Annotated in this window: 20 protein-coding genes, 1 tRNA gene and 1 pseudogene; 13 read left to right on the forward strand and 9 right to left on the reverse strand. The window is 36.6% G+C overall.

The genetic code is table 11. The features are described from left to right. Both ACFINL_RS04620 and ACFINL_RS04625 read right to left on the reverse strand, forming a co-directional pair. On the reverse strand, positions 1 to 305 hold a 305-nt coding region (locus ACFINL_RS04620; protein WP_375650632.1), incomplete at its 3' end, for a DUF1376 domain-containing protein. Beyond that, positions 295 to 774, reverse strand: a pseudogene (locus ACFINL_RS04625) (crossover junction endodeoxyribonuclease RuvC). The pseudogene ACFINL_RS04625 and the gene ACFINL_RS04620, both read right to left, overlap by 11 nt. 38 nt (positions 775 to 812) lie before the next feature. Here ACFINL_RS04625 and ACFINL_RS04630 point away from each other — a divergent pair. Beyond that, a complete protein-coding gene (locus ACFINL_RS04630; RefSeq protein ID WP_375650637.1) occupies positions 813 to 1,412 on the forward strand; it encodes a hypothetical protein in 600 nt (199 codons plus the stop codon). Between the two features lie 274 nt (positions 1,413 to 1,686). Here ACFINL_RS04630 and ACFINL_RS04635 read toward each other — a convergent pair whose 3' ends face one another. Both ACFINL_RS04635 and ACFINL_RS04640 read right to left on the reverse strand, forming a co-directional pair. Further along, on the reverse strand, positions 1,687 to 2,079 hold the full coding sequence (locus tag ACFINL_RS04635) for a hypothetical protein (RefSeq protein WP_375621132.1): 393 nt from the start codon (positions 2,077 to 2,079) through the stop codon (positions 1,687 to 1,689). 72 nt (positions 2,080 to 2,151) lie between these two features. After that, positions 2,152 to 2,511: a hypothetical protein gene (locus ACFINL_RS04640; protein WP_375621131.1), complete on the reverse strand. Its 360-nt coding sequence runs from the start codon at positions 2,509 to 2,511 to the stop codon at positions 2,152 to 2,154. 83 nt (positions 2,512 to 2,594) lie between these two features. Here ACFINL_RS04640 and ACFINL_RS04645 point away from each other — a divergent pair, with 83 nt between their 5' ends. The 7 genes from ACFINL_RS04645 (at position 2,595) to ACFINL_RS04675 (ending at position 6,689) form a co-directional block, all read left to right on the forward strand. Next, the gene (locus ACFINL_RS04645) at positions 2,595 to 3,212 is read left to right on the forward strand and encodes a S24 family peptidase (protein WP_038473481.1); all 618 of its coding nucleotides are present in this window, start codon (positions 2,595 to 2,597) and stop codon (positions 3,210 to 3,212) included. Between the two features lie 240 nt (positions 3,213 to 3,452). Next, positions 3,453 to 3,827, forward strand: a complete 375-nt coding sequence (locus ACFINL_RS04650; RefSeq protein ID WP_375612047.1) for a hypothetical protein — start codon at positions 3,453 to 3,455, stop codon at positions 3,825 to 3,827. A gap of 65 nt (positions 3,828 to 3,892) precedes the next feature. After that, complete coding sequence (locus ACFINL_RS04655) at positions 3,893 to 4,327, forward strand: antA/AntB antirepressor family protein (protein WP_375613828.1); 435 nt, start codon at positions 3,893 to 3,895, stop codon at positions 4,325 to 4,327. Next, the gene (locus ACFINL_RS04660; RefSeq protein WP_375650640.1) at positions 4,320 to 5,048 is read left to right on the forward strand and encodes a Rha family transcriptional regulator; all 729 of its coding nucleotides are present in this window, start codon (positions 4,320 to 4,322) and stop codon (positions 5,046 to 5,048) included. Before ACFINL_RS04655 ends, ACFINL_RS04660 begins: the two co-directional genes overlap by 8 nt. A gap of 356 nt (positions 5,049 to 5,404) precedes the next feature. Further along, the gene (locus tag ACFINL_RS04665; protein WP_375612050.1) at positions 5,405 to 6,136 is read left to right on the forward strand and encodes a phage antirepressor KilAC domain-containing protein; all 732 of its coding nucleotides are present in this window, start codon (positions 5,405 to 5,407) and stop codon (positions 6,134 to 6,136) included. Then, positions 6,133 to 6,411, forward strand: a complete 279-nt coding sequence (locus ACFINL_RS04670; RefSeq protein WP_375612051.1) for a hypothetical protein — start codon at positions 6,133 to 6,135, stop codon at positions 6,409 to 6,411. Before ACFINL_RS04665 ends, ACFINL_RS04670 begins: the two co-directional genes overlap by 4 nt. A gap of 80 nt (positions 6,412 to 6,491) precedes the next feature. Then, positions 6,492 to 6,689 carry a helix-turn-helix transcriptional regulator gene (locus tag ACFINL_RS04675; RefSeq protein WP_375612052.1) on the forward strand — a complete coding sequence of 66 codons (198 nt, stop codon included), beginning with the start codon at positions 6,492 to 6,494 and terminating at the stop codon, positions 6,687 to 6,689. 82 nt (positions 6,690 to 6,771) lie between these two features. On the opposite strand, the gene ACFINL_RS04680 is transcribed toward ACFINL_RS04675, so the two are convergent. Continuing rightward, a tRNA-Phe gene (locus ACFINL_RS04680) sits at positions 6,772 to 6,847 on the reverse strand. Between the two features lie 401 nt (positions 6,848 to 7,248). Between ACFINL_RS04680 and ACFINL_RS04685 the strand changes: the two genes are divergently transcribed. From ACFINL_RS04685 to ACFINL_RS04695, 3 genes are all read left to right on the forward strand, one after another. Continuing rightward, positions 7,249 to 8,412 (forward strand): phosphoserine transaminase, encoded by a 1,164-nt coding sequence (locus ACFINL_RS04685; RefSeq protein WP_375650645.1) that lies wholly within the window; start codon positions 7,249 to 7,251, stop codon positions 8,410 to 8,412. Between the two features lie 383 nt (positions 8,413 to 8,795). Next, positions 8,796 to 10,085, forward strand: a complete 1,290-nt coding sequence (locus ACFINL_RS04690) for an adenylosuccinate synthase (protein ID WP_375613716.1) — start codon at positions 8,796 to 8,798, stop codon at positions 10,083 to 10,085. Positions 10,086 to 10,322: 237 nt separating this feature from the next. Next, positions 10,323 to 11,744: a hypothetical protein gene (locus ACFINL_RS04695; protein ID WP_375650649.1), complete on the forward strand. Its 1,422-nt coding sequence runs from the start codon at positions 10,323 to 10,325 to the stop codon at positions 11,742 to 11,744. Positions 11,745 to 11,947: 203 nt separating this feature from the next. Here the strand turns inward: ACFINL_RS04695 and rpoH are convergent, their stop codons facing one another. The 3 genes from rpoH to ACFINL_RS04710 all read right to left on the reverse strand — a co-directional run bounded on the left by rpoH (position 11,948) and on the right by ACFINL_RS04710 (position 15,445). Continuing rightward, complete coding sequence (rpoH, locus tag ACFINL_RS04700; RefSeq protein ID WP_273790355.1) at positions 11,948 to 12,832, reverse strand: RNA polymerase sigma factor RpoH; 885 nt, start codon at positions 12,830 to 12,832, stop codon at positions 11,948 to 11,950. A 148-nt stretch (positions 12,833 to 12,980) separates the two neighbouring features. After that, positions 12,981 to 13,985 carry an RluA family pseudouridine synthase gene (locus ACFINL_RS04705; RefSeq protein ID WP_375650654.1) on the reverse strand — a complete coding sequence of 335 codons (1,005 nt, stop codon included), beginning with the start codon at positions 13,983 to 13,985 and terminating at the stop codon, positions 12,981 to 12,983. 29 nt (positions 13,986 to 14,014) lie between these two features. Next, a complete protein-coding gene (locus ACFINL_RS04710) occupies positions 14,015 to 15,445 on the reverse strand; it encodes an aldehyde dehydrogenase family protein (RefSeq protein ID WP_375650658.1) in 1,431 nt (476 codons plus the stop codon). A 460-nt stretch (positions 15,446 to 15,905) separates the two neighbouring features. Here ACFINL_RS04710 and ACFINL_RS04715 point away from each other — a divergent pair, with 460 nt between their 5' ends. Both ACFINL_RS04715 and ACFINL_RS04720 read left to right on the forward strand, forming a co-directional pair. Next, a complete protein-coding gene (locus ACFINL_RS04715) occupies positions 15,906 to 18,479 on the forward strand; it encodes a DNA translocase FtsK (protein WP_375650662.1) in 2,574 nt (857 codons plus the stop codon). Between the two features lie 1,154 nt (positions 18,480 to 19,633). Continuing rightward, positions 19,634 to 21,340 carry an ATP-binding protein gene (locus ACFINL_RS04720; protein ID WP_375650666.1) on the forward strand — a complete coding sequence of 569 codons (1,707 nt, stop codon included), beginning with the start codon at positions 19,634 to 19,636 and terminating at the stop codon, positions 21,338 to 21,340. A gap of 18 nt (positions 21,341 to 21,358) precedes the next feature. On the opposite strand, the gene mscL is transcribed toward ACFINL_RS04720, so the two are convergent. Continuing rightward, on the reverse strand, positions 21,359 to 21,766 hold the full coding sequence (mscL, locus tag ACFINL_RS04725) for a large conductance mechanosensitive channel protein MscL (protein WP_026500234.1): 408 nt from the start codon (positions 21,764 to 21,766) through the stop codon (positions 21,359 to 21,361). Positions 21,767 to 21,833 lie beyond the last annotated feature (67 nt).

A 21,833-nucleotide genomic window follows, 5' to 3' on the forward strand; every position in this document is an offset into this window, starting at 1 on the left:
TTATTATTTAGATCTTCATTGAAGTTATTGAGTTCCTCCTCAACTTGTGAACTCCACAAACGACCATCTTCTAAACGAATGATGTATCCCTCTTCTAGCAAAACATTCAATGCTGTCTCAAATTTCTTTACTGAATAACCAGTGTAATGAGCTAAAACTTTAATATTATAAAAAAGAGGTTCACCAGTACGAAGCATGCGAAATCGCAATCTCATATAGATATTACCTTCTACAGGAGGTAAATAATCGACGACCACCGCCCATTTATCGGCAAACAGTCTCGTCCATGGTATTTTACTGGACATGTATATCCCCTTCTTTCATCAAATATAAAATTGCTAAAGCATCTGCTTCGTTGTCGTCTTTAGGTACATGTCCTTTTGCACATACCGCCTTAATCATTTCTTCTTTTGAGGCGTTGCCTTTTCCTGTCGTCGCCTTCTTAATTGTGCCAACAGGAATGCCTTCATATGGTATCTGATGATGTTCACATCACGCTGTTAAGGTTGCTAGAAAGCCCCCATAAATATGAGAAGCATCTGTACCCACATGCCGGCGCACCTCTTCAAAATACACCGCGTCAATTTCATCAACAGATCTCTTTAGTTCAGTAAGCCACCGTTTAAAGCGTAAATAACGCATACCACCGCCTTCAAAACGGCGTGATTGAAAATCTTCTGTATCGCTTGTTATATGACCATCCGCACCACGTATCGCCCAGCCTGTCTTAGTCCCTAGATCAAGATATAAAATGGTTTGTGCGTTAGTGATCATAATCCCCCCTTAAGGCTCTACGTGTTTATATGTGTGCTATGACAGAGCGTGTTGTGATTGCTTGTCTTGAAAAAATGTTTATGAAAAAGTATCCTCCCAGCGATTCTAAAAAATTGGGGGGAGTTATGATGCAAGAATGGGTAGTTGATAAGGTTGTATTTTTATTGCACCGGATAAATGATAGTGCTGTATTTTTGCTGCACTGGATAAGTGATAATCTTACGATTGCTCCTATCATTGCTACGATAGTTACTGGAATGGTGACACTTTTTGTACAACAACGAAGCTTAAAAAAACAACTTAAAATCTTCCAACGACAAACTATAGCATCAGAAACCCAGACAGCTATTCTATTAGAAGATAAAAAAGCACGGGATTTGGGACCATATTTGAAATTGAAGGCAGTATTCTTCCCACAAAAATATGAAGGCACTTCACGCGTTAGGGTGAAATTGTGCATTAAAAATCTTACTAGAGAAGATATAATGATAAGGAATATACGCATATCGAAAAAAGTCCCTTTAAGTTTGTTAAAAATGCTTGCCCTTTCGTTAGATGGCCATCTAAAACTTCAGGTGAACACCTCGTCATTAAAAGAACAACTCCAAAACTCATTGCGTTATGTCCCCAAAATATAAAATCAAATGCTTCATCAGAGTTCGCTTTGAATTTTTTTATTATACGTGCTAAATGCTACACTTTTTTAGATTTCATAATTAGCTGCCGTAAGCCTAATTCCCGCAACATTGCAAATTTTACACTTGACCACACTTCGATTGTTAACCCAGAGGAAACATTCACTGTTCATTTTTGGGCCTCATATCCACGCTCAAAAGATACATATGACGAATTTGGCCCTGAATATTCCTTTTTGGCTGATAATCCTCATTTGTGGTTTTTTTGATGCCAAAATTAAAAGCATTCTCCTGCAAAAATAAAATCGATCAATCTTGGTTCTTCTTTTTTGTTGATTAACTCAATGATTTTATTGTTTAATTCATCAATAACTTTCATCTGTGAAGCTAACTTTAGCCTTTGGCTGTATAGCGTTTCATTTTTTTGCTTAATTAAAGAGGATAGGTTTTCAAGTACTACTTGCTGTTGTTCAATTGACTTATCTCGCTCTGCAAGAGTTGCTTCATGCCATCTCATCCAATTATCAAATTGTGACTTATGCCATTCTTCTTGTTTTGCAAGAACTTTTGTATGAGTTCTATGTCGTTTTATAAGATCTTCTATGCTACAATCACGATCCGGTATTTGTATAAATTCTTTCACAAACTTATCTCCATTCTCAATTTTCATATTACAACCTATTAATCTACAAAACTGTGTGTAGAGTTTCTTTAATATTCCGTTTCTCATGATCTTTCTTCTTTAAGAGTGTGAATGATGCTGTGGGTGTTTGTTGTTATCTGTAGAATTATTCATACGAATTGCCCCATCCGATGTTGTAAATTTCTCCGTTAAAGAAATCGTACTTTTTCCTTGTTCTGTTATTAAAAGAGAAACACCATGAGATTTATTCTCATACATATGAAGAAACCAATCTAGTGTAACCCAAGGTGGACCTTTGGATTCAGACAATTGGATAATTATGTTCCAATATTTTGGAGAAATACTATTGCGATCGCGCATTTTACGTGCAGCTTCATAGCTACAACCGATTTCCTTCGCAAATTGACCTATAGATCCCCAAGACTCAATCAAATTTTTGACATAAAAATTATTAACCATGATCAAAATAGTACATTACGTACAATTTTAAATCAAGATAAAATCGTACACAATGAATGAAAAAAATAGTGGATAATGTACGAATGAGTTATTTGCCAAAAGATAGACTTAAAATAGCGCGTAAAAATGCTGGGTATGCAACACCGAGCGAGGCTGCGCGCGCTATATCAGCTCTTAATCAAAATACTCTAATTAGTCATGAAAATGGAAATCGTCCTGTTTCTCGACAAAAAGCCGAACTCTATGGACAAGTATTTAACGTCGATCCGGGATGGATTTTATATGGTGAATCTCCTCAAGAAAATCCTAGTCTTAATATAAGTATTCCTCTTATTTCATGGATTAGTGCTGGAGAGTTAAGCGAGCAAGATGGGATAATGGATTTTTCAGATTATCCTATGACAGAAGCTGTTAATCTTCCTGCCGGTGAATGGATTGCATTGCGTGTAGATGGTGCATCCATGAATAAAATTAGTCCTCCAGATTCCATAATACTTGTAAATATGCGAGACAAAAAGCTTGTACCTAATGCCTGCTATGTAATTGCAGATGAAACTGGGCAAGCTACATATAAGCGATATAGACCAAATGATAATCCTCCTTTTCAGCCTGCTTCGTACGATAAAACAATAAAAGCTCCAAAACTTGAAGGTGCCATTTCTATAATAGGTCGTGTACGACGCACTATTCTTGACATGTAAGTACAATTAAGATTCTCTATTTAAGTTATCAATTAGATGCCATCAGCAAGTCATAGCAGATTATTGATTCTACAATAAACTGCATGCTTATTGATTCTTAAATTAGTCGATGATTCGTCATTTTTTATTTTTTTGAAAAAATAGTACACTTTGTACTCGACTGTATTTCATTCATATTGTACTAATATATCCATAAACCACGCACAAACAATCGCCAAGAGGCGTTAGGGAGGAGAAATTATGGAAAATCCAATTCTTATAAATTCTGATGAAATCTTATTAGTTGTCTATGATGATGATCAAAACATTGGTCGGTCGGGACCACTGGATGAAAGCCAAGTTCTAAAAATTATTGACGAGGCAGATGATGCAATCCAAATCTTTCGCATCAATCCTTCTGAGAATAATTGTGAAGATATCTCTGAAGAAATTGCAGAAGTATATGTAAAAGAAAATATCGAACATCTCCATGATGAGAGTAAAGTTCATGACTTTGTACGCGAAAGTGATGCTTACCAAGAACTTTTAGACGAAATCGCAGACGAAAAATATAATGATGAGATTTACGGTACTTACGAACAACAACACCGTTTGCGTCCTTGTGATGTGCTTTAAATTCTGAAGGGCGCATTTAAAAGCGCCCCCTTTCATTCATCAATCCCATCAACATGAGGTTCGTAATGGAAAAGCTTCTTGCTACTCAATACAATATTATCCAGCATCAAAAGGTTCAAACTATTAGCGCTCGTGATTTATATACCTTTTTAGAGGTAAAAACCGAGTTTAGAAAGTGGATAACAAACTGTATTAAAGAACTTAGCTTTAGAGAAGATGTCGACTTTGTACTTTCTACTAAAGAATTATCAAACTCCTCACGTGGAAATCCTTTTAAAGATTATGCTCTCACTTTAGACACAGCAAAACACATTGCCATTTGTGAACCTGGTCTCAAAGGTAAACAAGTGCGTGAATATTTTCTGAAATGCGAAAAAAAAGTAAATTCAAAAATCGATTATTCAAATCCTGAAACATTAGAAGATTTCTTAAGACATCTAAGACAGCAAATCAAGCACAATGACAATGTTGTCACAACGAATGGAGTGAAGCATGCATAATTTTATCACAACATCTGAAAGAAATTTTCAAAACACAACAGTTCAAACGATGTCTAGTCGTGAAATTGCAGAGTTATGCGGTAAGCAACATGCGCATATTATGCGTGATATTCGACAAATGTTAGGAGAATTATATCCTGAAGGGGGGCAATCCAAATTTGGATCCACCTATTTAGATAAACAGGGTAAGCCCCAAAACTGTTACAACCTCCCTAAACGCGAATGCCTCATTTTAGTTTCTGGTTACAGCATGACATTACGTGCTAGGATTATAGACCGTTGGCAAGAATTAGAAAAGCAAGCAGCAATACCACAAATCGACTACTCAAGTCCTCAAGTTATGCTTGGTGTTTTAACGTATCTCAAAAATGAAAATGAACAAAAAGATAACATTATTGCAAATTTAAAACCAAAGGCAATGGCTCTTGAAAGCTTACAGCGCCATGATGGACTCTTCGGTCTTACAGAAGCCGCTAAAATACTCGAGATGCAACCAAAACAGTTCATTCTCTTCTTACAGCAAAAAGGTTGGGTTTACAGACGAGCAGCAGGTGGAAATTTGCTTCCTTATCAAGACAAAATCCAAAAGAAACTTATGGATTGTCCAACCATCACATTTCAAACCGCAAGTGGAATAGAAAAGGTCATTCCTTGCGCAAAAATCACAGCAAAAGGAATTGGTGTGCTGTCTCAAGAGCTTAAAAGACAAAGCATGCATTAAAAGCAACAATTATGGAAAAGAAATACGAATTTACTGATAAAATCGATATAGTTTATAAGCGCCGATTTTTTAATTTTTTATTTGACAAAATACTATCAGTATGTCTATTACCGAATCAGGTGCCTAGAAAACACCTTAAAATACCAAGCGGATTGGTTGCCGAAATAATCAGTCTTCTGAACATTAAAGATTTTGACTCATTATATGCTGTAGCATATAACGGTCTTGTCGGGTGTAGTTACACTATACAATACCCTCACGGGAAAGGTGTGACGACGGACTTGGTACCGTGTTTTCTAGCACCCGGCACTCTTTTAGAGTGTCAATAGAAAACCTCTATTACCAAGGAGTTCACAGTGAACACACTTATAGAAATTAAAGAAAGCACTGCTAATAGTGCTACCACTCAGACTATGTCGAGTCGTGAAATTGCAGAATTATGTGGTAAAGAACATCGGAATGTTATGCGGGATATTCGGCAAATACTCACTGAGCTCAAAATTGAGCTGAGTGAATTTGCAGGATTCTACAGAGATTCAATAGGTCGTACTCTTCCTTGCTACAATCTTCCCAAACGTGAGTGTTTAATTCTTGTTTCGGGTTACAGCACTGCTTTACGAGCAAAGATTATTGACCGCTGGCAAGAATTGGAAAGACAAGTAGCAACACCACAAATAAATCTTGCCAATGCTTTGGAAAATCCTCTTACGATTAAACAGCTCCTTTTAGAGAGTATCAATCAATTAGAAGACTTAAGAAATGAGGTGAGTACACTCAAGCCTAAAGCAGAAGCTTTGGAAGGTTTAAAACGCTCTGATGGTTTATTCGGTCTTATCGAAGCAGCGAAGATGTTGGAGGTGCGCCCAAAGGACTTAACCAATTACTTGCGTAAACATGATTGGGTGTATCGACGGGCTCCAGGGGCGCCTCTGTTACCTTATCAGGATAAAATCAAAAAAGGTTTCATGGACTGTCCTGCTATCACTATCCAAAGACCAGATGGTACAGAAAAGGTACTCCCTTCAACAAAAATCACATCCAGAGGATTGGCTTGTTTGAGAGAACAAATCTTTGGGGGTGTGCAATGAATACCAGTATCGACTTTTTATGTGATTTGTGGATAGCGTTGTCTCAGTTTATCAATTGTGAATACGTAGATGACAAAGACTGTAGTGACTTGGTTGACATCATGAGCATAGTAGAAAAAGCTTTGATTTTAAAACTTCAAGATGAAATTCCAAATATTACAAAGATTCTAGCAGTTTTAACGGATTTTGGAGATTCAGAGCTGCCCCATAGAATGGATTCTTTGTTGCGAGCTTATGATCCGAGTTTGCAGAAGCCCGTCACGAAAGCGGCTTAGTTTTAAACAATTGATTTCATCTCCTCGTCCTATAGGACGAGGAGGGGATTAAGTAACATAAAAAATAGAAAGGTAATGAGATGATATTTGATGATGGAGATAGATATGTAACGACACGTGAGTGTGCACAGCTTTTTAGTGTATCCACAACAACGATTCGCAATTGGGTGCTTCAGGGTTTGTTTCCGGAGCCATATAAGCTAGGGAGAGCAGTGAGGTGGAGAAAGAAAAAGATCTTAGCCTTCACTCCAAAGAAAAATAAGGAGCAAATTAGATAAAATTATATAAACTGTAGAAGGTGGTCTAAAAATGGTTATTTAAAGAAAAAACTGTATATTTCAATATTTTAAACACAAAAAGTGGTGCCCAGACGCGGATTCGAACCACGGACACGCGGATTTTCAGTCCGCTGCTCTACCAACTGAGCTATCTGGGCATGCTTCATAAAAAATATAAAGCGTTTGCGGTTATAACATTAAAATTTTCTCTGTCCAGTCATCAAAAGAAAAATAATTGATTTTTTAATAAGTTTATCTCCCTATTCTAGAGCGTTATCAATGAATCTTTATCATAAAATAAATTTGATAGGTATATTGGACACTTTAGTGTATTGTTATTAGAATGCTGTCTTATCGTGGTGGTGATACGAAAAAAAGTTAAGAGAATCAATCGAGAAGAATGATTAAGAAAGATTTTTTTATAAAGTTTCCCTAAATTTTAAGCATACGAAATAATAGACAACATTTTTGACTTTTTTCTAAAAAGATTATTGATTAGTCTTTATAATAATTTGTTTTTCTTTATAAAGAAAGAGAAACATCTAAAAGGGGAGAAATAATGATAATGTTACAAAAACCAAGTAATCGTCCCAATAATACTAATTTTTCTTCAGGCCCTTGTAGCAAACGGCCTGGTTGGACTCTTGATGTTCTTAAAAATGCATTAGTTGGGCGTTCACATAGATCTAGAGAAGCAGAATTAAAACTTGCTGAAGTTGTTAATTTAACCCGTGAGATTCTTGAGGTTCCTTCTGATCATCGTATAGGAATTATGCCAGGATCAGATACCGGTGCTGTTGAGGCTGCTCTATGGTCTCTATTAGGTGAGCGTGGCATTGATATGGCAGCGTGGGAAAGTTTTGGGTTTGGGTGGAATAAAGATGTTGTCGAGCAATTAAAGCTTTCTGATGTGCGTCGTTTTGAAGCTCCTTATGGTGAAATACCAGATTTAACACAACTTGACTTTGATCGGGATGTTGTTTTTACATGGAATGGGACAACTTCTGGTGTGCGTATTCCTAATGCGGATTTCATTCCGCATAAGCGGGCTGGATTGACCATTTGTGATGCAACATCGGCAGCTTTTGCGCAATATCTTGATTTTTCAAAATTAGATGTTGTTACTTTTTCATGGCAGAAAGTTTTGGGAGGTGAGGCTGCACATGGTATGGTGATTTTAAGTCCTCGTGCTGTTGAGAGGCTTGAGAATCATGTTCCAGCTTGGCCTATGCCCCAACTTTTCTATATGACAAAAAATGGAAAATTGAACGAAGATATTTTTAAAGGAAAGATCATCAATACACCTTCTATGCTTTGTATTGAGGATTTCCTTGATGGGTTGAAGTGGGCAAAATCTCTAGGAGGTGCAGCGGCATTAAGAGCACGGGTTGAAAAAAATTTTTCTGTACTTGATGCTTTTGTTCGCAAAACGCCATGGTTAGAATATTTGGCAAAAGATCCTGAAGTGCGTTCTAACACCGCTATTTGTTTAGATATTGTGGATCCAGTGATTACTGCTTTGGATACGGAAAGGCGAGTATCTTTTATAAAAGCGGTTGTGAAGCGTCTTGATGAGGAAGGGGTTGCTTATGATATCGGTTCGTATCGCGATGCTCCTCCTGGGCTTCGAATTTGGGCGGGTATAACAATTGAGGCTTCCGATCTTGAAATTTTAACACAATGGCTTGAGTGGGCGTTCCAAGTTGAAAAAGCACAGCTTTAAATAATTACTGTTGATTTTCACAACGTGTTTTTAAACAAAAAAGGATACGAGAGATTATGATGATCTTTCGTATTCTTGTATCAGACAAACAGCCTCTAAATATTACATGAATTGTAAAAGATTAAGACGGGGAATGAATGCTTTGTCAGGTGTTGGATACGCACAAATTAAAATCTCTAATGTTTTTACTTTTTGTAGCGAAAATGACAGATTTAAAATATTTGGGTATTTGCTTATCTTTATTATCATAAATTTGAAAATTTAATCACTTGAAGATTGAGAAAAATCTGAAATGAGGAGTCGCACTTGCTCTAAGGTTTCGTTATAAAGAAGAGTTTGTTTTTGAATGCTGGTTTTTTTGACCAAACACGACGGAGAAAGTTATGGCCAATGTAGTTGTTGTCGGTACACAATGGGGTGATGAAGGCAAAGGTAAAATTGTAGATTGGTTGTCTGAGCGAGCAGATATCGTGGTGAGATATCAGGGGGGGCATAATGCTGGCCATACATTGGTTGTTGATGGAGTCAGTTATAAATTATCACTTTTACCGTCTGGTTTAGTGCGTGGCAAGTTATCAATTATTGGTAATGGTGTTGTTGTTGACCCTCATCATTTTGTTGCAGAAGTAAAAAAACTATGTAATCAGGGTGTAAAAATCACACCAGAAATTTTGCGTATTGCTGAAAATGCTCCTTTGATTCTTTCTTTGCATCGTGATCTTGATGCAATTCGAGAAAGCGGTTTATCTGGTTTAAAGATTGGTACAACAAAGCGCGGTATTGGACCGGCTTATGAAGATAAGGTGGGACGTCGTGCTATCCGAGTGATGGATTTAGCAGAAAAAGATACACTTATGGCTAAGATTGAGCGGCTTTTGAGGCATCATAATGCTTTGCGTCGTGGGATGGGTGTTGCAGAGATTGATTCTCGAGCACTTTATGATGAATTGATGCAAGTTGCGGATAAAATTTTGCCCTTTATGGATTGTACGTGGCGTCTTTTAGATGAAGGTTATCGAGGAGGGAAACACATTCTTTTTGAAGGTGCGCAAGGTGCTTTATTAGATAATGATTTTGGAACTTATCCTTATGTAACGTCATCTAATACAGTTGCTGGGCAAGCATGTACAGGTTCGGGGATGGGACCTGATGCAATCCATTATGTTTTGGGTATTGCAAAAGCTTATACTACACGCGTTGGAGAAGGGCCGTTCCCGACAGAGCAGATAAATGATATTGGTGAATTTCTGGGAGTGCGTGGACATGAATTTGGTGTTGTAACGGGTCGAAAGCGTCGATGTGGTTGGTTTGATGCTGTCTTAGTACGTCAGATGGTAACAATTTGCGGTGTTCAAGGTATAGCATTGACAAAACTTGATGTTTTAGATGGTTTGGATGAAATAAAAATTTGTATTGGTTATGAGCTTGATGGTAAAAGGATTGATTATTTACCTTCTTCCATGGGAGCTCAGGATCGGGTGAAGCCTATTTATGCAACATTAGAAGGTTGGAAGGAAGAAACAGCACATGCATTGAGGTGGGAAGATTTACCAGTGCAGGCTATTAAATATATACGCTATATTGAAGAACTGATTAATACAAAAGTGGCTTTATTATCCACAAGTCCAGAGCGTGAAGATACTATTCTTATTACGGATCCCTTTGTTAATTGATTATTGTTTTTAGATTTCTATATATGTTCTCTGTTCGTTTTTGTATCTTTTTACAAAAAAAGTTTTTAAGAGCACGTAAAAGAAAGGTGCAAAATAGCATTGTTTATTTTTCATATTCATTTTACATTATTGCAATAGTTGTACCAATATTAAATGGCAACCAATTTAGAAGGCTAAAATAAAGTTTTTTGGCTTTACTATTGATTTTTTCTCAGTTTAAGAGAGATTATAGAGGAAATGGTAGATTTCGTTGGAATCTTAAAAAAGACAATTAATGCACAAAATAATATTACACCACAAGTGCGTAAGCGGATTTATAAGCGGGCTACCGAAACACTAGAACATCAATTTGTAACAGCAAAAATACCACAAGCAATAGCGGATGAACAAAGAAAGATTCTTCAAAGTTCTATTGCAACTGTTGAAGGAGAATATTTAGCAGTTGAAAAGAAACGGCTTTCTTCAGTTATTGGTTGGAATCCCACAAATATAAATGAAGATAAGAAATATACAAAAAAAACTATATTACCAAAGAATAATGAATTGTCAGAGGTAAACATAAAAAGAAAGCAAGATTTTGTTACACGTTCAAAGGATAACAAGGTATTTGTTGAGCTTTGTGTATCAGATATACCAGATGCAGAGCCTGTTAATATGGAGGCTGATGTGCCTTCTCAGCATGTTAATAGCAGTGTGTTAAAGATTTCTCCTTCGCAGGAAGATAATCCGCATATTGTTTCGCACATTTTTTCTCAGGCTTTACGTCGTGCTAATAAATCGTTAGTGCAAAGGCGTATTGTGATAAGTGCTGTTTCTGTTGTTAGTTTTGTTGTTTTACTTGTTGGTATTTTTTTTGTTGGTGAGCGTGTATTTGTATCAAATGATCATCAGTTTTTAGAAGAAAATCTTCAAGCTTCTCACAGAGTACCAAAGGCATTTCCAATTAAGAGAAAGTTAACACAACGCTTATTAGAGGATGGAAGTGAAATTGATGTTGGTTTAAAACAAGCGATAGATTCTTCGGATGAAGAAGTATTCTCAACAGTTGTTGATAGCAATTTGCAATCGCTTGAAAAATCAGGTGAAGCTGTTTTCTATCAAGCACGTACAAATTATGATGCAGAAAAGATAGCAACGGGAAGTGCTCGCTGGACGCTTATAAAAGAATCTCAAGTGAAGGGGGCTCCAGAAGAAACAACTATACAAGGTGATATAACAATTCCTGATGAAGGGGTATCATTACGGTTAATTTTACGTCGTAATACCGATCAGTCATTTCCTGCTGCATATATTATGGACCTTGTTTTTATTCTTTCTGATAAATTTTCAGGTAAAGCTATAAGCAATGTTCAAGCATTAACCTTTAAAGCAAGTGAACAATCCATTGGACAGGCTTTAACAAGAACTATTGCTGCAAAGATTAACGATGACTTTTTTCTTGTCGCATTGAGTGGTAATCATCCATTTCTTGATCGAAATTTACAATTGATGCGAGAATTAGATTGGATGCGTTTGGTGTTAACGGATAAAAACGGGCGTATAAGTGAATTAACCTTTGCAAAAGGACCAACAGGTAAGTCTATTTTTAATGAAGTTATTGGACAATGGCTTGCACAACAAGATAAGTTAACAGTTCTTGGTCAAAAAAATAAAACATAGATGCAAAAAAATAAACGGCTGTGAAGAATTTTCTACGACCGTCTTTATCAATTATATACCAAATATATTAAATAAAGCTTTACATATCAATAAGTTAAAGAATTCTATAGGCTGATTTACAAGTATAAAGCCAAGGCATGCTTTTTTTCATTTTCACATTTAAAGAATGTGCAAACCATTGGCTTTATACTTAACTCTAGGTTTTATACTTGACTTTGAGATAAAGTAGAATCTTTGATAGAGTTTTGCACTTTTTCAAATGCACGCATTTCAATTTGTCTTACTCGTTCTCGACTAATATTAAATTCACCAGAGAGTTCTTCTAGGGTTAGTGGTACATCGTTTAAACGACGCGCTTTAAATATACGCTTTTCGCGTTCATTGAGATTGTCCATGGCATTTATGAGCATGGAACGGCGATTTTCTAATTCACTTTTTTCAATTAAAATTTGTTCTTGATCGTTAGATTCATCCACCAACCAATCTTGCAACTCACTGTTTTCCCCTTCTTTTGTTCGAATTGGTGCGTTGAGTGAAGTATCACCACCAAGCCTACGATTCATTGATACAACTTCATCTTCTGTGACATTCAACTGGATTGCAATTTTTTTCACTTGTTCTGCATTGAGATCGCCACTATCAAGTGCTTGAAGTTTACTTTTTAACTTACGAAGGTTGAAAAACAAACGCTTTTGATTAGCTGTTGTCCCCATTTTCACCAAACTCCAAGAGCGCAATACATATTCTTGGATTGATGCTTTAATCCACCATATTGCATAGGTTGCAAGACGAAAACCCCGCTCTGGTTCGAAACGTTTAACAGCTTGCATGAGTCCAACATTGCCTTCTGAAATGACTTCCCCAATGGGAAGTCCGTAGCCCCGATATCCCATCGCGATTTTAGCTACGAGACGCAAATGGCTGGTTACTAGCCTATGCGCAGCTTTTAGATCATTATGCTCACGGTAACGCTGAGCTAACATATATTCTTCTTTTGGCTCAAGCATTGGAAAACGACGCACTTCTTCCAAGTAACGGTTTAAACCACCATCACCTGTCATTACTGATAATAAATTCATATGGGCCATATAGCACCCTCCTTTTGTTTGAATTCCCTGATAAGGCAAATTCTATGTTTTAGATAGCTAACTATCCTCATAATCTCACTCTAGCATATTTTTCAATTTTGTTCAAAAAAAGATATTTTATTGTGAAATCTTGAGAAGGGGAAAAGTTTCAATTCATTTTTTTAAAAAGTTTAATAAGTTTAGCCATATCTTGAGGCAGTGGTGCGGAAAACGACATAACTTTACCGGTAGAAGGATGTTCAAAAGTAAGACTTGCAGCATGGAGTGCATGTCGGTTGAATTGATCGATTGCATTTCTAATAGTGGAGTTGAATGTGTTTGATTTTGTTTTAAAAGCGTTTCCATAAACTGTATCGCCTATGAGTGGATGCCCTATATGAGTCATATGAACACGGATTTGATGGGTGCGTCCAGTTTCCAAGCGACATTCCAGAAGGCTAGCAAAAGATGTTGAGTCTGCATGAGAGCCATATTTTTCAAGCAGAAAAACATGTGTAACAGCATGACGAGCATAAGGGTTTTGGTTATGGATGACAGCTTGCTTTGTCCGGTTATGGGGCGAACGGCCAAGTGATGCATCAATTGTCCAGACATTGCGCTGAGGTGTTCCCCAAATCAAGGCATGGTAGCGTCGATCTAATGCGCAGGTACGTCCATGATCAGAAAATTGAGCACTGAGACTTTTATGAGCTAGATCATTTTTTGCAACAACCATGACACCGCTTGTATTTTTATCAAGACGATGGACAATACCAGGGCGTTTAACACCACCTATACCAGATAAACTATTCCCACAGTGGTAAATAAGGGCATTAACCAATGTACCGGTCCAATTGCCATTCCCAGGATGAACAACAAGACCGGCTGGTTTGTTAATAACAATGACATGATCATCTTCAAAAAGAATGTCCAATGCAATGGCTTCAGCGCTAGGTTCTGCATCACGAAGGTCCGGCATTTCCAATTCAATTATTTGGTTAGGTTTTAATTTTATTTTGGGTTCCTTTATGAATTGACCATCAATTTTAAGACAGCCTTCACGGATGAGAGTTTGCAAACGCGAACGTGAGAGCACATCATGATATTGTTTTGCGAGCCACTGATCAAGACGTTGCCCAAGAGCACCTTCATCCGTTATTTTCTGTATTACCATACGATTCCTATTAAGTTTTTAATAAGATTTTACCAGTACGAAATTGCTTTACTATCGAGAAATTCTTTAATTCCCCAATGTCCTCCTTCACGAGCGCGCCCAGAAAATTTTACACCTCCAAAGTAGCTTCCACTGGGTAATCCATGTCCATTAACTTCTACCATACCAGAGCGTACTTGTGCCGCAATACGACGACATTTGTTGCGATCTTGCGATTGAATATAGTTTGTAAGACCATACTCAGTCTCATTCGCTAAAGCGATGGCTTCTTCTTCTGTACTAAAAGAAAGAATCGAGAGAACTGGACCAAAGATTTCTTCTTTAAAAATACGCATATGAGGTTTTACATCAGCAAAGACTGTTGGACGGACATAATAACCGCGTTCCATTCCTTTCGGTAAACCAGTCCCGCCTGCAACAAGAGTTGCACCTTCATCAATTCCCGATTGGATAAGATCCTGAATTTTATCATATTGTTTTTTTGAAACGACAGGTCCAATATGATTTCCTTCTTGGCAGTTTGGTCCTACTTTTGTTGTTTCTGCAATATCTTTGGCTATTTTTATGGCTTTGTCATAGATGCTCTGTTCCACAAGCATACGAGTTGGTGCATTACAACTTTGTCCACTATTATAAAAGCAATGTCGTGCACCACGTTGAATAGCATCTGAGTCGGCATCAGCAAAGATAATATTCGCTCCTTTTCCACCAAGTTCCAGACAGACTCTTTTTAAAGTAGCGCTGGCATTTTTAGAAATATCTTTTCCTGCTCTAGTTGAACCAGTAAAGCTGATCATTTCTAAATCTGGATGTGCAGAGAGGTAAGAGCCGACAGTCGCACCATCACCATTGATTAAATTAAAAACACCGGCTGGAAGTGCGGCTTCATCTAAAAATTCAGCAAAAAGCATAGCAGAAAGAGGCGCAATTTCAGAGGGCTTTAACACCATGGTACAGCCAGCCAAGAGAGCAGGAATAACTTTAAGAGTTACTTGATTCATGGGCCAATTCCATGGCGTAATTAATCCTACGACGCCGATAGGATCGTAGTGAAGGATTGCTTGCTCATTTCCCTTTATTAAAGTTTCTTGGAACGAAAACTCTTTATAAGCTTCGATAAAATTGCGAATATGGGAACTTCCGGTTGCAGTTTGCGCATTAAGCGCCATATCAATTGGTGCTCCCATTTCCATTGAAATGGTTTTTGCCATGTCTTTGGAACGTTTTTCGTAGATCTCTAGAATTTTTTCAACAAATCCAAGACGCTCATTTGGTGACGTTGTTTTCCATTTTTGAAAGGCTTCTTTAGCCGCATTAATTGCTTTATCAGCATCTTTTGTACTTCCAAGGCTAATGACAGCACAAGCCTCCTCTGTTGATGGATTAATGACGTCAAAATCGTGAGGAGTGCTTGGCTCATCCCATAGACCATTGATATAAAATTTCCGTTTATTAAACATAATTCACTCCCTTTTTTCTATTTATATTTATGTAATTATGATTGTCTTAGTCTAAGCCTTTTTAAACGAGGATAACAAGGATAATCTTATAAAAACGTGAGAAATTAGATTATATCGTGATAATTGAGCATGGAGAATTCAATAGAGCAATGCTTATTGTATTATTGAGACTAGTTTCTTTTATGAAAAGGGAGAGAAAGAGAGGCATAGACAATTTTCTTGAAGCTTTTTTATCATGAAGTTTTCTTCAAAACAAATGAAATACGAGCTCTATGACACCATAAACTGGGCAATTTATATCGTAAATATGCAAAAGGCAGATTATGAATATGCATTATGGCATTATTTTTTTCATTAAAAAGTAACCATCAGCAAAAGGTTATTAACCTTCGTATGATAGTTTCTACGAATTCTTTTTGAAAAGGTTATTTTTCTCATTGCTATAAATTTGTTGGGTGCCATGCATAATTCGAAAACAAAATCTATTTCTACGTCTTCTTTTTCTGATGATGGTACAAAAGGTGCATCAAGAGAAGATTTATCTGTTAAGATTACTGAGATATTTCCTTATCCGGAAGTGTGGAAAAAGGCATTTGCCCTCGGAAAAAACGTCCGTTTCACGAGAACCCCAGAAGTTGAGATTTTGCGTCGTCGTATAGAAACAGATCCAGTTTTTGCAAAACAGTTTAAAATTTTTACGAAGCAAGATCAAAAAAAAATTACAGATACAGATATTGTACGTTGTAACAAGAAAACAACAAATATTCTTTCGACAAAAAAAGTCATTAATCCTCAATCAATAGAGAATAAAACATCAGTTTGTCATTCAACGGTTCTGAAGCAGTTGTCACGACAAGCTATTCATATGCCGTCAGCAAATATTCCACTTGAGGAGGATAAACAAGAACATAAATTACAAGTGGAAAATGTGCTACAAAAAATAAAACCTGCGTTGCATCTTTCCGACGATGCATTTTTTGAGTGTGAATCTTTGATATTTGAACATGTGGAGACTCAAACATCAAAAGAGGATGGAACATCAATTGACACGACAAATGAAATTACACCGGATATTCCCACAGCCTTTGATGAGTCAATAACGGCTCTTTACCGTGTTCTTGAATACCGCTTTCCACAACTCTATGATTCAATTACATCAGAATCTCCAGCGGAAAGGATGCGAGGTGTTGAGAAAATTTCTGATTTAATGCATACAAATAATGATACTACTAAAGAGTGTCATTCTAAGCTTTCTGTTGAAGATTTTGCTCATACGTTAAGTAATACAGGGGCGTTAAGTGATGCAGGGGCTAGTATAGAGACTGAAAATACCAATAATATTGTCGCCAATAATACTGTTGATTGTATAAACAAAGCCGTCATAAAGAATTCAAAAGATTTTTCTGTGGTGCAAGCAAACAGTAAAACTAAAACATTGCAATCTACTCGTATGCCATTAGGTAATTATGATTCTGCTTTTATGCAAAATATTCAATCTATTGACTGTGATGTTTATGAATTTCCTCCGATCAACTTATTACAGGAACCTGTTTTTCATGAAGGTACGATGATTCCTCAAGAAACATTAGAACGTGGTGCTGGACTTTTGGAAAGTGTTTTGGAAGATTTTGGCATTAAGGGTGAAGTTATCCATGTTCATCCAGGGCCAGTGGTAACAATGTATGAATTTGAACCCGCTGCGGGTGTAAAATCATCACGCGTTATTAATCTTTCTGATGATATTGCGCGTTCTATGTCTGCTATTTCTACACGCGTTGCTGTAATTCCTGGACGGAATGTTATCGGGATTGAGTTACCCAATGCGGTTCGTGAAACCGTTTATTTACGGGAATTAATCCAAACACGTTCTTTTCGTGAAAGTGAATTTAAACTTGCTCTTGCTTTGGGGAAGGGGATTAATGGTGAACCGGTCATTGCAGAATTAGCAAAAATGCCTCATTTATTGGTTGCAGGAACAACAGGATCAGGCAAGTCTGTTGCAATTAATACAATGATTTTGTCGATTCTTTATCGTATGACACCAAAGCAGTGTCGTTTGATCATGGTTGATCCTAAAATGTTAGAGCTCTCTGTTTATGATGGCATTCCACATCTTTTAACACCCGTTGTCACAGATCCCAAAAAAGCAGTAACAGCTTTAAAATGGGCGGTTCGTGAAATGGAAGAGCGTTATCGTAAAATGGCTAAGTTGGGTGTGCGTAATATTGATGGTTTTAATGCACGCGTTGCACTTGCAGCTCAAAAAGGCGAAACAATCATGTGTACTGTTCAGTCGGGTTTTGATAAGGAAACAGGGGAAATGCTTTATCATGAAGAAGCCATGGATCTCACGCAGCTTCCTTATATTGTTGTGATTGTTGATGAGATGGCTGATCTTATGATGGTGGCAGGGAAAGAGATAGAGAATGCTATTCAGCGCTTAGCGCAAATGGCGCGTGCGGCAGGTATTCATCTTATTATGGCAACGCAACGTCCTTCTGTTGATGTTATCACAGGTACAATTAAAGCGAACTTTCCTACCCGCATTTCTTTTCAAGTAACATCAAAAATTGATAGTCGTACGATCTTGGGTGAACAAGGTGCTGAAACACTTTTAGGTCAGGGGGATATGCTTCATATGGCAGGTGGTGGACGCATTGTGCGCGTTCATGGACCTTTTGTTTCTGATGAAGAAGTTGAATCCATCGTTGCACATCTAAAAATGCAAGGTAAACCTGATTATTTAGCAACGGTAACAGATAATGAAGACGATAACAAAGAGGATAATTCTGCTGATTCAGCTGCTGGAAATTCTGAGGAAGAAAATTTTGATGAAGAGGGTGAGGAACTTTATAACCAAGCTGTAAAAATTGTTATGCGTGATAAAAAATGTTCAACATCTTATATTCAGCGCCGACTTTCAATCGGCTATAATAAAGCAGCTTCTCTTGTCGAGCGGATGGAAGAAAAAGGCATTGTTGGAGCCGCTAATCATGTTGGAAAACGTGAAATTCTACTCAATGAAGGAAAATAAACAAACACATTTAAAAATATGCAATTTTTAAAATATCTGACAGTCATTATTTAAATGTGCTTGTTTTATTTTTTTATATAATATTAAAAATTTAAATGGAGAGTAATAAAGCAAAAGCGATCTTTTGTATTAAGACTTCTGATGAGGTAAACAAGCTGATATCAAAGGAGATTATGAGATGTTTTTAACATTTCTAAATGATCTGGAATATAAAGAAATTAAACAAATCTTTATATGAAAACAGATAATTTGTGTTCTCTTTTTTACAGAGAAATTTTTTAATAAAATAGTGCGGTGGCATATTTTTTGTTTTTTCTTTTGTAGCGATTCTAATGAAAGAAAGATCTTTGGGAGATTATTGAGAGCATCATAAGAAAAATGCCCAATATGCAAGTTCTGTTGCATAGGATACTTTAAAGCGTCACGCTGAATTTATTATCATTTGATATTATTGGCTCAAGAAAGATGTTCTTACGAGAAGCTTTATTTGAAAAAGAGATTTTGATAATGCAGTATATTGATTTATAGTAATTTATCATTATTCACAGTGAATAAAAGTCTCAAACATTGTAAGATTTTCTCATTTCAAATCTGTTTCTGTTGAAACAATTAAAACCGTTTTCTTGCGTATCATAATAATGTAGGAGTAAAAAAGTTAAAAAATAAAAAGGCTGCTTATGAACGCCTTCAAATGCCGAGAACTATTGGTAACATTAGGGGCTGAAATTAGTATAATGATGGTACTAACCAGCTCTTTTATAAGTATAAAAATGGTAATGCACAATGCCTTGATATCCTCTATAGGGACTTTTACATTACACCATTTACAGATGACGTCGTAAAATAAGCTTGGGGATCTTGGGAGATATCTTTTCAAAAAAGGCGCATGAATGTGTAAAATAAGTGTATTCTTTTTGAGTACTATTTATGCGAGGGAGATGTTACCATTATTGTAACAAGATTTATTACATAATGGGTGAATAAGCAACAAGAGCTGGAAGCTTCTTTTTATTCTTGTTTTGTTGATGAAACAGTCAAAATTTTGCTACAGACAATTGATATGAGATATCAAGTTATTTTAACCAGAATAGATAATTGTAAACAAATTAGCATTATTCATTTGAGAGTAAATTCAACACTTTTTAGTTTTAGTTATGCCATTAAAAGCAGATGAGTTAAAGTTAAATACAAATGAATTAAAATGTCAGCAAGAAGCTTTTCGTTTTACACCAGAGCTTTTGCCACGGCCTTTTACGTGGGAAATCGATCACAATGGTTTGTTTTGTGAAGTCTCAAAAGAGCTAGCTGAAGTTGTTGGTCCTCTCTCTTCTTCTATTTTAGGGTGTAGTTTTCATGAGCTTGCTCATCAATTTAATGATGATCGATATCTGGTTCTCAGTCGTTTTATTGAAGCGGCTATGCCTTGGAGTAAAGAGATTGTTCAATGGCCTGTTGATGGTTGCTTACAATGGCTTGATGTTGAATTGTCGGCTTTGCCAATTTTTGATGTTAAAAAGCAGCTTAAGGGGTTTCGTGGCTTTGGTGTTTTAAAAATACAAAAAAAAGTCCAAGAAAAAAGAAATGAAAAGCTAGAAACAGAAATGCCATGTCTTACGGAGATAGAACGCTCAGCTTTTCGTGAAATTGCAGAGCAATTGCGTGATGAATTGAATTCATCGGTAAAAGAAGAAAATTTAGTTGAAGAAACAGCTATTCAGTTACCATATGCACAAACATTGCCGGTAAATGCTATAGAACAAGCTCTCGTAAAAGAGCCCGCTGCAGTTTTATCATTGTTGGATACAGCAACAGATGGTGTTTTATGGTTGGATGAAGAGGGCTTTGTTCAATCAGCGAGTAGGGCAGCCTTAGCATTAATGGGTTATGAAATAAATGAACTACGAGGACAACCATTCTCTTCATTATTTACTTTGCAAAGCCGACTTTTGGTTGAAAAGTATTTTAAATCAATCCGTATGGAGGAAAAAAATCAGGTTTTAAATCGCAGTGAAACCGCTGATTTAATGACAAAAAATCATAAAAATATAACCGTTTTGATAACGATTGTATTTTTGGTAAAGCAAGGCAATTATGCTGTTATGTTGCGTGATAGGACACAAACAGTTCCATCAGGAGAAAAAAAAGCAGAAGAGGATAAAATCGTTGGAGTTGTTCATGAAATACGAACACCTTTGAATGCTCTTATTGGTTTTGCAGAAATTATGAGAGAAGGCCGTTTTGGTTCGATAGAAAATGAGCGCTATCATGGATATTTACGCGATATTATTTCCTCTGGAAAACATATATTATTGCTGATTAATCAATTACTAGAGTGCTCGAAGATAAATTATTCTGGTTCCGATAACCAGATTGATTCTTCCCTTATTTCTGAAACATTTGATGTAATATCTTGTTTACGTGCGACGATAGCTTTTCTTGAAACTCAAGCCAATCAGAACGGCATTATCATGCGTATTGTTGCTCCACCTCACGTTCCATTTATTCCTGTATCACAACAAGTGTTTCGCCAGATTATATGGAATCTTCTTTCCAATGCTATTCGTTTTACACCTTTGGGTGGACAGATTATTGTTCACGTTTCTTATAGAAAAGAACGTGTAAAAATTTCAGTGAGTGATAATGGTATAGGGATGAACGAAGAAGAGATTATACAGGCACTGCAACCTTATGGTCAAGTAGAGCGCAAAGATGGACGATCTGGTGATAGCGCTTTTATGGGAACAGGTTTAGGCCTCCCAATGTGTAAAGCAATGGTGGAAGAAAGAGGGGGACAATTTTTACTGTTCTCAAAACCCAATCATGGAACAACTGTGGAAATGTTTTTTCCTCGTGTTCCATGATGTAAATCTTGCATAAAATTATTTTTTCTTAGCCAAAAGATCTCTAATTTCTGTTAAAAGTTGTTCTTCTGAAGACGTTTTTTTGGGGCTTTCTTCTTCTTTTCTACGAATTTTATTCATAGCCTTAACGAATAAAAAAAGAACCCAAGCAATAATGAGAAAATTGATAAGTAAAGTAATAAAGTGTCCATAGCTAATGGTTGCTCCAGCTGCTTTGGCGGCACTCAATGTTGCTTGTTTTTCGCCAGCAAGTTGAATAAACATATTAGAAAAATCAATCCCACCTGTAATCAGCCCAATGATTGGCATAAAAATATCATTGACAATTGAGTTGACCAAGCTACCAAAAGCACCCCCTATAATCACACCGATAGCAAGATCAATCATATTACCTTTTAGGGCAAATTCTTTGAATTCTTTAAGCATTGCATTTTCCCCTTTATATAAGCGATATACGGTAATTTACTTACCGCTTTTGATGAAAAAGGAAAGG

It is taken from the genome of Bartonella sp. AA78NXGY, from assembly GCF_042197005.1.
Lineage (GTDB): Bacteria > Pseudomonadota > Alphaproteobacteria > Rhizobiales > Rhizobiaceae > Bartonella.